The sequence below is a fragment of the uncultured Arcobacter sp. genome, from assembly GCF_937982575.1.
In the GTDB taxonomy this organism is placed as follows: domain Bacteria; phylum Campylobacterota; class Campylobacteria; order Campylobacterales; family Arcobacteraceae; genus Arcobacter.
In genome coordinates, this window is sequence record NZ_CALJLR010000029.1 from 1 (window position 1) to 12,434 (window position 12,434).

The 12,434-nt window shown below is 26.4% G+C and carries 12 protein-coding genes and 2 pseudogenes; 6 read left to right on the plus strand and 8 right to left on the minus strand.

Going from position 1 to position 12,434, the window contains the following annotated elements:
• Positions 1–140: 140 nt before the first annotated feature.
• The 7 genes from Q0617_RS15610 to Q0617_RS15640 form a co-directional block, all read right to left on the minus strand.
• On the minus strand, positions 141–968 hold the full coding sequence (locus tag Q0617_RS15610) for a DUF6602 domain-containing protein (protein ID WP_298754810.1): 828 nt from the start codon (positions 966–968) through the stop codon (positions 141–143).
• A complete protein-coding gene (locus tag Q0617_RS15615) occupies positions 961–1,425 on the minus strand; it encodes a Mov34/MPN/PAD-1 family protein (protein ID WP_298754812.1) in 465 nt (154 codons plus the stop codon). Before Q0617_RS15615 ends, Q0617_RS15610 begins: the two co-directional genes overlap by 8 nt.
• Positions 1,425–3,092, minus strand: coding sequence for a ThiF family adenylyltransferase (locus Q0617_RS15620; RefSeq protein ID WP_298754814.1), 1,668 nt, complete (start codon positions 3,090–3,092; stop codon positions 1,425–1,427). The genes Q0617_RS15615 and Q0617_RS15620 overlap by 1 nt, the downstream gene beginning before the upstream one ends.
• 10 nt (positions 3,093–3,102) lie before the next feature.
• Positions 3,103–4,074, minus strand: a complete 972-nt coding sequence (locus Q0617_RS15625) for a hypothetical protein (protein WP_298754816.1) — start codon at positions 4,072–4,074, stop codon at positions 3,103–3,105.
• Between the two features lie 197 nt (positions 4,075–4,271).
• On the minus strand, positions 4,272–5,207 hold the full coding sequence (locus Q0617_RS15630) for a hypothetical protein (RefSeq protein ID WP_298754817.1): 936 nt from the start codon (positions 5,205–5,207) through the stop codon (positions 4,272–4,274).
• A gap of 316 nt (positions 5,208–5,523) precedes the next feature.
• The gene (locus tag Q0617_RS15635; protein ID WP_298754819.1) at positions 5,524–6,357 is read right to left on the minus strand and encodes a hypothetical protein; all 834 of its coding nucleotides are present in this window, start codon (positions 6,355–6,357) and stop codon (positions 5,524–5,526) included.
• A gap of 791 nt (positions 6,358–7,148) precedes the next feature.
• Positions 7,149–7,304: a hypothetical protein gene (locus Q0617_RS15640; RefSeq protein WP_298754821.1), complete on the minus strand. Its 156-nt coding sequence runs from the start codon at positions 7,302–7,304 to the stop codon at positions 7,149–7,151.
• Between the two features lie 141 nt (positions 7,305–7,445).
• Here Q0617_RS15640 and Q0617_RS15645 point away from each other — a divergent pair, with 141 nt between their 5' ends.
• The 3 genes and pseudogenes from Q0617_RS15645 to Q0617_RS15685 form a co-directional block, all read left to right on the plus strand.
• A complete protein-coding gene (locus tag Q0617_RS15645; RefSeq protein WP_298754823.1) occupies positions 7,446–7,574 on the plus strand; it encodes a hypothetical protein in 129 nt (42 codons plus the stop codon).
• Between the two features lie 586 nt (positions 7,575–8,160).
• Positions 8,161–8,274: pseudogene (locus Q0617_RS15680) on the plus strand (hypothetical protein); the annotation flags it as partial.
• Positions 8,275–8,514: 240 nt separating this feature from the next.
• A pseudogene (locus Q0617_RS15685) lies at positions 8,515–8,604 on the plus strand (DNA methyltransferase); the annotation flags it as partial.
• A gap of 148 nt (positions 8,605–8,752) precedes the next feature.
• On the opposite strand, the gene Q0617_RS15650 reads toward Q0617_RS15685, so the two are convergent.
• Positions 8,753–9,109: a hypothetical protein gene (locus tag Q0617_RS15650; protein WP_298754825.1), complete on the minus strand. Its 357-nt coding sequence runs from the start codon at positions 9,107–9,109 to the stop codon at positions 8,753–8,755.
• 673 nt (positions 9,110–9,782) lie between these two features.
• On the opposite strand from Q0617_RS15650, the gene Q0617_RS15655 reads away from it, so the two are divergent.
• The 3 genes from Q0617_RS15655 to Q0617_RS15665 all read left to right on the plus strand — a co-directional run bounded on the left by Q0617_RS15655 (position 9,783) and on the right by Q0617_RS15665 (position 12,129).
• The gene (locus Q0617_RS15655) at positions 9,783–10,247 is read left to right on the plus strand and encodes a J domain-containing protein (RefSeq protein ID WP_298754829.1); all 465 of its coding nucleotides are present in this window, start codon (positions 9,783–9,785) and stop codon (positions 10,245–10,247) included.
• Positions 10,248–10,438: 191 nt separating this feature from the next.
• The gene (locus Q0617_RS15660) at positions 10,439–11,380 is read left to right on the plus strand and encodes a tyrosine-type recombinase/integrase (protein WP_298754831.1); all 942 of its coding nucleotides are present in this window, start codon (positions 10,439–10,441) and stop codon (positions 11,378–11,380) included.
• 20 nt (positions 11,381–11,400) lie between these two features.
• Positions 11,401–12,129, plus strand: coding sequence for a class I SAM-dependent methyltransferase (locus tag Q0617_RS15665; RefSeq protein WP_298754833.1), 729 nt, complete (start codon positions 11,401–11,403; stop codon positions 12,127–12,129).
• Positions 12,130–12,434: the final 305 nt, after the last annotated feature.

A 12,434-nucleotide genomic window follows, 5' to 3' on the forward strand; every position in this document is an offset into this window, starting at 1 on the left:
TGATACAATTTTAGGAATTATCCGATGCTGACACGGAATCTTGAACACTACCTATAAAAATGAATAAACCATGTTTTATTAAAATGAGAAACATGGTTTATTTAAACTATAAAAGTTTAAGTCGATACTCCCTTATAATATTATAATTCTTTGTCTATCTTAAACCCAATAGTTTTAGAATAAGCATTTAAATCAATCGCAGGAATAGTACCTATTGCTTGCTGTAAATAATTGGTTAATTGAAGAAAAAATGATACTAAAGAGCTTTCTGAATTACTAAATGTGATATTTTCGATACCTCTATTATTATAGTAATCTACTATTCTTGTATTGAAGTTCATTTCTTGAGTGTTTTCTTCTCCTTTGTAATCAATGTAAAAAAAACCATAATCAGCGATACAACCTATATCAATACTTTTAAGTCCTTCTTGTCCGCTTAAATGCTGTATTATTGTATCATTGTTTTTATGAGTAAATGAATTTGTACTAGATAAAATACCACCAATAATTTTTGTTAATGGTCGTGCTGGTGTAACTCTACCTGAATTTATCATATCAGTAGAGGTTCTTTTTAATATTCTAACACTTTCAATTTTTTCAGCAGCATATTCAATATAACTTTTATCTCCGACATTTCCTTGAATATCAGGCTTAACTTCAAAAACAGCATATACACCCTCAGCAGGAATATAATGAAAACCATTTTGAGAAAAGATAAAAGGAGTAAACCAATTATCATAAATGACAATATCAATTTGTTGACTTGTATTTCCTTCATGGTCTATAATTATTGCTTTATCAACACTATATCTATTCGGTAAATATTTTTGTAACCATTCTATCCAAGCATTTTCTAAAGAATCTCCTTTAGAGCCAGGATGAGTTATAAACTCTCTATTAGTGTTTAACTGAGCAACCATTTGATTTTGAAGCCCCTCAAATAATTGTTTTAAATTTATTTTACTCATAGCGATATAATCCTTTATTATCATAAATATAAAATGAAAAATCTTGTAATTTGTTTTTGCTAACACTCAAAATCAATAGTATTGGATTTGTAATATTAACAGTTTCACAAGTTGCAATTTCAATCATAGCTTTTAAGTCCGTTTGACTATACATAGAAGAACCATCTGGATGAGTATGCCACTCCCCAGTATAATAATACTTTTTTATTGCAAAGAGTCTATTAAAAACTTCTTTAATACCAACTATGCTTCTTTGAAATAAAAATGATGAACTTTTTTGTTGTTGAGGCAATACAAAATCAGTTATATGGAGTGTCATAAAATCTTCTGAATAATATCCGACAAGAAAACCACCACTTTCATTAGGATAATTTTGTAGAGCAATTTGAGTAAGTTTGCCTACTAGTGATTCTTTAATCATCAAACTTACATTTTTATATGTATTTGTTAATTTCATTAATATTCTTTTATTTCTAATTTGAAATTATCATGACTCATCTCAACAATAAAATTATTTTTTTGCTTATTTTTTTTATAAAGATTATTAATATGTTTTATCGAAAATTGGACTAGTGTATTTATGTCATTATACGAGGCTTTAAAAGTTGGATTCCAACAACCTGTCGGCTCATATAAATCATGTAAATCATTTTGTAAAATGCCTCCAAATTGAGTATTTACAAAGTGATAAATATTAGGATAAAACCCACACACTAATTCTTGAGCATGATTAGTAATTGATAAGTTTACTAAGTCACATTTTAAATCTAAATTATTTAAAATTGACATTAAATCATTATCTGTAGTACAATCAAAAACTATATCATAGTCATTTAAAATTGAAGTTAGAAACTCTTTACCTTCATTATTCTTATAAATAATTTTAGTGGTAAATTCAAAAAATTCATCTTTTAAAAGTGTGATTTCTAAAAAAGGAGATATTGACACTAAAATTTGTTGTAATTCAGTCACTTTATCAGTGAGTCCAAATTGAAATATATATTCAGAGCGACATACATTTTCAGGTTCTTTGATATCGTAATCTACAATATCAATATATTTACAACCACTTCTAGTTAATGTTTTTGCTATCATGCTACCAATAGCACCAACACCAATTATAAGAATTTTTTTCTCTGTAATAGATTTGTCTAAAGTTCCACGACCAAAAAAATATTTATATGAAGAGTTTCTTGTTAAAGCCCATTTAATATCACTGTCAATAAGCTTACTATTCCATTTGCCTGTTTTAAGTCCAAGTAAAATTTCCTGTTCTCCAATAATAGGAAACTCTCCAAACTTGATTAAAGCTACTTGCCAGTGAATCTCATCATTTATAGTTTTATAGCCCAAAAATAATGGTAATAGAATTCCTTTATATTTTTTAAATTTTTTCTGCTCAAGCTGATGTAAAAAGTTTAGAAAATCTTTTGAGATTAATTCATCAAAATCTTTCCAATTTTTGAAAATAAATTTATTATATTTTGCTGGATGTTCTTCTAAAAAATAAAATATACCTATTCTGTCTGTATTAATATTTTGATAGTAAGAATTCCACTGACAATTAATATTGACTTTATTTAGTATAAAGCTGTTAACTAGAAAGTTCTGTATGCCTTTTTCTTTAAAAATAGTATTGGATAATGAAGAAAGTTTCACTTCTCCATAATCACCTTTATTAAATTTATAATTAATGTCAGTAAAAATATAAGAATAGTATTCATCATCAATTAAACTTTCTTCAACGACTATATGCTCGTAGTTTGAGTCTTTCTTATTATTAATATAGTATTTTTCTATCCATTGTTTTAGTGAATCAAAATCAATTAAAAGTTTTTGTTTGAGATTAAGATTATGAGAATTATGTATGCATATATAGCCATCTTCCATTACATGATTTATTTCAATTAAATCTCTATTGGAAAACCTTATTGATTCAGAATTATGATGTTTTAATGGGTACTGTGGATATATTTCAAAACTAAAGTCTAAGACTTTATCTAAGCCATCGAAAAAAATCCCAACTTCTCCCTTGATAATTGAGTCTTTTTTTTCAATAGAATGAATCTTATTTATAAAAGAAATATCTGATATTAGCTCTTTTATATTTTCAATATTTAACATGTAATGCAGATTATCCAAATCTCGTATTATTAGGTGGTAGCGAAGCGGATACTGATGCAGTTTTTAATCCATATCCTCTTTGAGAAGCATTTTTGTCATCATCTTCTTCTTCAAAGTCTTTATTGACTGGAAAATAACTCTTGATATAATCTTCATTATCCTCAATGTTCTTAATAATTCTATCCATTGTATTAGATAAATTTGTTCTTTCAAATGAAGTTAATGTATCTATAACATTATTTCCACTATTACCTGGGTCTTTAAGTGTAAAGCTTTCTTGTGTTACATTATCCTTTATATATTCCATCACTTTTTTTAACTTTTCCCATAAGTTTCCACTAATATCTTCTTTATCAAAAGCTTTTATAGTCAGTAACTCAAGCAAAAAAGATTTATAAGATTCATTATTATGATTTTTCCAAATTTTTAATAAACGAATTATTTTTCTATCATTTTCTTTTGATGTAATATGGTCTATTTGAGCTTTAATATTTGTTTGTAAATATGTTTTTTCTTGTATAGTACCATACATCGAATTTACATATAAATTTAATTTATTATCATTAGAGTAAGTATCTTTATTCAGTTCTCTAGCAGGAACAATATCTAAATCAATTTCATCTCCATCAGTATCACTATGAAACACTATACCTATTGAAACTTTTTGTTTTCTAATAGTAGCTTCATCTTTGTATTCTTCATATAAGAAGTCATATATGTCATCAAACATTGCTTCTAAAGTATCAAAAGAGTCTCTTTTAAATGGAACCAATAAATCTAAATCAAATTTTATATTTATTGCTGTATATTTGGCGAAAGAGCCTGAATTCATTGGAGCATAAATATTTGTTCCATACTTAGATTCTATAGATTCTTTTACAGTATCTCTTTTATCCTTGTATTTTTTTAATAAATCATCAATATGAGCCATTCTATGTGTTTGTAATGATTCATCTAAATGTTCTTGTTTTGATATATTCATAAATCTTCCTTATTATAATATTTTGTAAATTATACTTGATTATTCTAGCATCCATTAAAAATATGTCAAATTGTAATATTTTAATGCTTATGAGTATTCATTACCCTATAATAAGTATATATTAAAATTAGAGTGTCTATTTTTTATAACTACTACAGAGCCAAGATTTCTATTATTAACTAACCTATCATCTAAAATTAATAGCTATTCATGCTGTCGTATTCATCAACTATTTTTTGTAATTCGTCTAACTCATCTTCTATATAACACGAACTATCCTTTGGAAAAAACACATAGTCTTCAGGATGCCATTGTTTTGATTCATTAATTAAGTATCGAAAATTAACTTTTCCTTCTGCAAACATTTCAATTTTAGTATATAGATTAGGAAGTACTCTACCTCGTATATAATCAAATAAGATATTGTCCTTTTTAAAGCCCAGAATAAACCTTTTTAGTTCATATCTACATCGCCAATAACCATATCTACATGTATCATCATATACTGTATAAGACTTAATATTCCTTCCATTTAAATTTAGTTTTGTATATTCCACAATTATGCGTATGGAATTGCCATCATTTTCTTCATCAAAGCTTTTGTTAGGTACTCTACTTGTAAAAATATATACTGCTGATGGATTTGTTTTAATAAGATTTTTATAAAAAAACGTAGAATTTTTATAATATCCATGTTGCTGAGTTGATAACATATAATCTTGTCTACCATAAATCCAATCTTTATTTATATCTAAAGTATTTGCAATAAAACTAATTACGTTATCATCAAATTTTTCTAATAAACTTTCTTCATATAGAACATCTTTATGTGTAATATTGAACTCTTTTAAAAATATAGGTACTTCTTCAAGTCTAATACTATATTGTTTAAAAAGGTTATGGATTCTATGAACAAATGAACTTCTGACGGCATCAAGTAATTGAATTTCCTGTTTATCTTCTTGTAAATTTTTGAACTCTTCTTCTATTTTTTGCTTAATTAAAACTTGTACTTGTGATTCATCTATTGAAGAATTATTTTCTGATTCATCTTTCTTCTTCCCCATTATAATATCCATAGTTGCATTAGCTATTCTTGTTATAAATGCTTTAATAAATACTTCTTCAATCATTATCTAACTTCCTATAATTTAATTAGGTTTAAATAATATCAAAAATATACCACACTTTATGTTATAAAAAATGTTTTTTGAGAATTTGTCTAAAAATCAGAATCTTGTCTCTGATTGCTCCATAGAGCCTCGGTCTCTACTCTTCCCGATAAAATAAAGTCGTTTCCACTCTTCTCACATCTAAAAGGTTAAAGTATCTTGTCACTCCATCGTGACAGAATATTTTTAAATACATTTGAGGAGAATCTTATTTAATGAGAGCTAGTATTATTAAGCTTTTTCATTATGAAAAAGATATTGTGAAAACAAGGACTACTTAACTTATGGAAAATGTTAATTTATAAGCTCCTGTGTCAAATGATTTATGAGTAACATTAAATTTTTTATTATGAAAGTCTATGTTTAAGTCATCATTACCAATTAATGAATTCAATAGCTTATCAGATAATTCATGATCAATAGAAGCTATTGATAAGTCATTGCATAAGTTCACAAATAAACTATATGATTTTTCAATATTTTTTTTATCTTTATGATAAAAAAATAGTTGTAATTCTAATTTATATATATATTCAAGATTACCTTCCATTTTATAACAAATATCACTATTCTCTTCAATATTTTTGATATAGTTTGATGTACCGCTCCATATATCAGAATAAGACCTACGATAATCATTAATTTGAATATCATAGTCTTTTAAAAACAAATTTGCTACGAATGGATGCCAACCTTTACTAATGTCAACGTGATATATATTTTTTTGCAGTTTATTTAATTTTTTTATATCTTGGATAGATTCTTTAATAGTACTTTTATCAATGTCATATGTAAATAAATTCTGTGACCATTTTTGGAAGCTTTTAGCATCAAAATTAAAAGCTAATATACCTTTAAATTTAGCATAGTTTAGTAGCTTCTTATCTTTTACAGCATAGCTTAATGGTATGAAGCTACTTTCATAAGTTACAAACATAAAAAAAAGATAAAAATAAGGGATTGTCATTATAGATAAAAATGTAGGTACAAAAAAATCATATAAAGTTTTCGAGTTAGCAAACTCATCAAAATTATATAAATATTCCTTTATTGTAAGAGAGATTAATATAAAACCAAATATTAAGAATAAACTGTTTATTAGCTTTCCCATAGCCTTATTATCTTTATAATTCTTATCATTCTGAGCTTTCGCACCTAATTTTGTAGTGTTACATTCGGTAGTAGCGGTATTCTCTCAGCATTTGTCATATCTATTGACATGTATTTTTCAGTTTTTTTAAGCCCCTATTTATGGGGATTTAGAATAGTCAATAACTAGTGTCAAGTACCATGGAGTATTTTATTACTATGCCCTACTTACAGTTGTTTTAGAAAGCATATCGATTAAAATTAGGTGCGAAAGCTCAGTTATCATTATCAATAATAACTTTTACCATTGCTAAGATTGATATAATAAATATAAATATCAATTCAAAAAATAAATTGAAAGTATAAAAAGTGAGAAAGAATTGAAATATTACTATCAAAGATAATGTATCTTTAAATACACTTTTAATACTGTACTTATCTTGTCTAAAATGGGTTAGTATACCAATACCAATTAACCAAAATATGTAATTTTTAATTTGATGTTTTTCCCATAAATCCAAACTGTTTAGAAGATAGACTAAAAATAAGGAATATAAAAACATTATAAAGATAGGTGTTATTATTTTTATCTGAGCTTTCGCACCTAATTTTAATCGATATGCTTTCTAAAACAACTGTAAGTAGGGCATAGTAATAAAATACTCCATGGTACTTGACACTAGTTATTGACTATTCTAAATCCCCATAAATAGGGGCTTAAAAAAACTGAAAAATACATGTCAATAGATATGACAAATGCTGAGAGAATACCGCTACTACCGAATGTAACACTATAAAATTAGGTGCGAAAGCTCAGATTTTTATATTTAAAAATGATTTTATTACCATCTTCATAGATTTTAAGATTTCATTGGCATTTTTGGATAAAGCATAAATAGTAAATACTAAAATGATAATTACGGTAGCTATCTCTCTTGTATTAAAAACTTCACTAATAATATTAAACATATTAATAACCTTTTAGAAAATATTTATAACATAGTACATTTTTTAACTATAATCAAATAATATTGCAAATTGCAAAGTTTTTAAAATATATTAGGAAAAAAGGATATAGTAATAGTATCTTAGAAAAGGAGGTAAAACAACATGGGATTAAAGCCAGGACCAAAACCTAAAGCAAAATCTACAGGTAAACTAGACCAAAGACGTCGAGATAACAAAAGTACACCAGGAAATAAACCATCTCTAAAACCATCAGAAAGTTCAAAAAAATAAACTTTTTGAAAAGAGGGTAGAATTTTATACCCTCTTCAATAAAAATTTTAAAGTAAAAAAGTTTAAATGTATTTATACTTTATCATCACTTCTCCCGAAGAATATCATCGTTGCAGTCAATCAACCACCTTTAAAATCGTACAATAAGCGATTTTAAGGGTATTTTTTAATATCAAAAATACCTCTTAAAAACAAATAACTATAAAATGTTTTTTGAAAATATTTTAGTTCTGAAAATCATCAAATTAGAGTTGTCATCAATTAGTAATATTCAATTTTTTCAAAAACCACATTTTGCATAAATAATTTCATTGGTAACAAAATATTACATTTGACAGTCATTACTCGCATTGTGATTAATTGGTGGGATTAATCGTCCTACTATTTTATATTTGTAATTTTCTATATTATGAAAAAAGCAATACACAAAGTGATTCAATGAGATTGTCTTGAGGTTATGAAAAAGTTACCTGATAACAGCATAGATTTTATATGTGCGGATTTCCCTTATAATATTTCTAATCATCCATGACTTACCATGAGATGAAATAAGATAGTCAAAGCTGACTTTTGAGAGTGGGATAAGTGGGATTCTCAGGATGAATATATAGAGTTTGTCTTTGAGGTGTGTAATGAGTACAAAAGAGTATTAAAACCTAATGCTAGTTTGATACTCTTTTTTTCTTATCGTTATGCTTGACGGTTAGCTTATGAAATGCAAAAAAGATGATTATTTACTTTTCGTAATCCTATAATTTTTAATAAAACTAATCCACAAATGCAGTATAGAAAAAATGGATTTAGATCTTGTCATGAGTTTTGAGTTTGGCTAGTTAATGATGGATGAAACTATAATAAGCCAAGAACTTTTAATTTTTTGGAACAATCAAAGATGAAGAATGTTCTTAATTACGAGATATGAAAAAATAAACAAAGTAATCATCCTACAGAAAAGCCTGAATTTCTTATAGGTGGTCTTATTAAAGTTTTTACAAATCTAAATGACATTGTTTTAGATACATTCGCATGAGGTGGTACGACTGGTGTAGCTTCTTATAAGGTAGGTAGAAATTGTATATCTATTGAAAAAGAGTCTGAATTTATTCAAACTATTAAGGCAAGACAAGCTAGGGCTGAAAGAGTTATAAAAAGTAAAAGGGAGTAACTCCCTTTTTTTATTAATCTACCATTTCATCTAATACCATAATATAGAATGGGATTCTCGGTTTATTTTTTATACCATTATTTATAAATAAATTTCCTGTAGTTTTGATAGCTTCTTTAACTTTTTTTTCTTCAGTCAATATCCAGTCTATGGCATTAACATCTAAAATAGCTTTCATGGCATCTTCTACAGTTTTATTTTCACTGTCTTGTGTGACATATGCTACCCATTGTTTATCATTGTCATTAACTCTTAGATGTGGATTTGAAATCATATTATATAGCTCTGAAAATCTATCATCATTAACCATACTTAATTCAATTTTGAAAAACTCTAACACTTCATCTAATTTATACATTTTTTCATACATATCACTCTCCCATAAAAATTTTATTACTAATATAATATCTAATTTATATCACAGTTTGTGTTACAAAATTCATTTTTTAATAATTAATCTACTGAGCTTTCGCACCTAATTTTATAGTGTTACATTCGGTAGTAGCGGTATTCTCTCAGCATTTGTCATATCTATTGACATGTATTTTTCAGTTTTTTTAAGCCCCTATTTATGGGGATTTAGAATAGTCAATAACTAGTGTCAAGTACCATGGAGTATTTTATTACTATGCCCTACTTACAGTTGTTTTAGAAAGCATATCGATTAAAATTAGGTGCGAAAGCTCAGTAATCTAAAAATATAAGCCAAAGTCTTGTATTGCCACCGTAGAGCCTCGGTCTCTACTCTTCCTACAAAATATAGTCGTTCCCACTCCTCTAACATCTACAAGGTAAATCTACTTAATTTATGAAGTTCTTTAAAACTTAAAACCCTTTTGAGACACGAGAATTTTTACGAATGTAAATCTATATAAAAATAATACAAGTAGTATTTTTCTCTAAATTTAATTCATTCTCGGTCTTTGTTCAAAAGGGCATTTAAGCCCAAAAGAATATGTTTGTCTTGAAAGCTTTTTGCTTTCGCTTTAGTTTCGACTTATAGCCGACAAACATTTTTAAAAATATTTGAGAAAAGGTTTACTATGACTAAGGTAGAAATTGAAAATGAGTTTAAAGGTATAGGTGGAATTAATGAGGCTAAGAAAATATACAAAAATTTAGCTAAAAAACTTCATCCTGATGTTGGTGGTTCTACTGAACTATTTAAGATACTTAATGAGGTATATAACTATATATTGGAAAATGGTGTTAATTTTTCAGAAGATAGTGAGTTTGATTTGGAGTTAGAAAAAGTTATCTCTCAAATTCTTCATTATGAAAATATTATTATCGAGGTTGTAGGTTCTTGGATTTGGTTACAAGGAAATACTAGGGCTATAAAAGAGGTATTAAAAGATTTAGGCTTTAAATGGGCTTCAAAAAAGAAGATGTGGTACTATGGAGAGATGAAAGGAAGAAATCCTAAGCAGAAGAGTATGGACGATATAAAAGCTAAATATGGGTGTCAAATTGTGCAAGGTAAGTATAATAAAAGAGTGTCCGCTTAAGAGACTTTATGGAGTTACACTTAAAAGTTAGAATTTTATTTAGGTTATAAAAAAATGGCTAGAGATTTGAGATTTGATTATTGTGAGTTTGAGAGTAGTGTAATAGCAAGAACCTTGTAATGGGGCTTGCTTAAAATATGCTCTCATAAAAGTAGTGGGTATTATTTTGTTCAAAAAACTAAGGATAACTCATGCAACTAGCAGAAGCAATAAAAAATTTTAAATTTCATTGTGAATACGAAAAAAATTTAAGTCAAAAAACTTTGCAGGCTTATAATATAGACCTCAATCAATTTGAGGAATATAAAGACTATAGAAGTGTAGATGTAAATGAACTAGATAAATTTTTTATAAAAGACTATATTCAAAGGCTATATCAATCTGAATATCAGGTAAAAACTATTAAAAGAAAAATTGCCGTACTAAAAGCTTTTTTTACATATTTAGAGTTTGATGAAATTATTTTAGTAAGCCCGTTTAGAAAAATAAATGTACAAATTAAAGAACCAAAACGATTACCACAAACAATAGAACTTAAAGAGATACGAAAAATGTTAAAGTTCTTATATAAAGCAAAAGACAGTTTTATAAATAAAGATATTTATAGCTATAAAGCTTTAGTAAGAGATATGTTAATTATTGAAATTTTATTTAGTACAGGTATGAGAGTATCGGAAGTATGCAATATTACAAAATATAATATTAGCTTACAAACAGGTATTATAAAAATTAAAGGTAAGGGAGATAAAGAAAGAATAATACAAATTTGTGATAGTGAAGTAAAAAAGCTATTAAAAGAATACTTAGCTTTATATAATAAACTAATAGAAAAAAATCAATATTTATTAGTTAATAGATTAGGTAATCAAATATCAGAACAGTCAGTAAGATTAATGATAAAAAAATATCAAAAATTATCAGGGATTGATAAACATATAACTCCCCATATGTTTAGACATTCATTTGCTACATTGCTTTTGGAAGAGGGTGTTGATATAAGATATATACAGCATATGTTAGGACACTCTTCAATCTCTACAACACAAATTTATACTCAAGTAAATATGAAACAGCAAAAGAAAATACTTAATACAAAACATCCAAGGAGGCATTTTAATTTGTTAGATGAATGATTGATAATAGGTAATTATCAATGAGTGAACAACTTGACATCGAAGAAGTAGTGCAAAAATATTCTAAGCTTGATGTTATTTGGGATGAAAGAGATAAATGGCATTATTATGTTCATACAACCATTAAAGATTATATTACTCAAGCAGTAAAAAACATAAATACTGATTCACATCTTTTAATATTAAATGCAGGCTCTGCAGGTGAAGAATATGATTTAACTGGTTTTCAACATATTCATTTGGATATTGTTGAAAAGAATATTCAACATACAAAAAATTATGTAGTTGCAAGTATAGAACAAATACCTTTGCAAAACAACTCTTTCGATATTATTCTTTGTGTTGGAAGTGTTTTAAACTATAGTGATGCATTACAATCACTTAGTGAATTTAGTAGACTTCTAAAACAAAATGCATATTTAATTTTAGAGCTTGAATTAAGTGGAAGTTTTGAATATATCTTTACAAAACATTATTTAGAAAATGTTTCATTAGTAAAGACGTTTTATCAAAACAAAGAAGAAAAATTATGGGTATATTCAGAAAACTATATTAAAAATATTTTAGATACATATGATTTAAAATTTATTAATGAGTATAAATTTCATATTTTATCAGGGATAATATATAAGCTGACTAATAATCCAAGTTTTGCTACTAAATTTTCTAATTTAGATAAGTTTTTATCAAAATATAAACTATTTAGTAAATTCGCATCAAATGTCATTTTAACATATCAAAAAAAATGAATTAGATTTAATTTTTCCATAATTTTAATAATTTTTTTACCATTTCAAACTGCTCAATTCCTTTATCAGAGTATAAAGAAAATATTAGGAAAAAGAGTGCACTAGCCAATATTGATAAAGAAGTTATAGAAAATAAACTGATATTGAAAAACTCTTTAAATGCTAATAATGAGAGTAGTAATAGAAAAATGATTAATGAAGAAAGAAAGGTGTTTTTTATAGGTGTTTTTTCAATACTATTGGAAGAAGTGGGATCGTTCATAATTCCGTGTCAATCGGGTAAAATTATATTTACTCAAGGAATG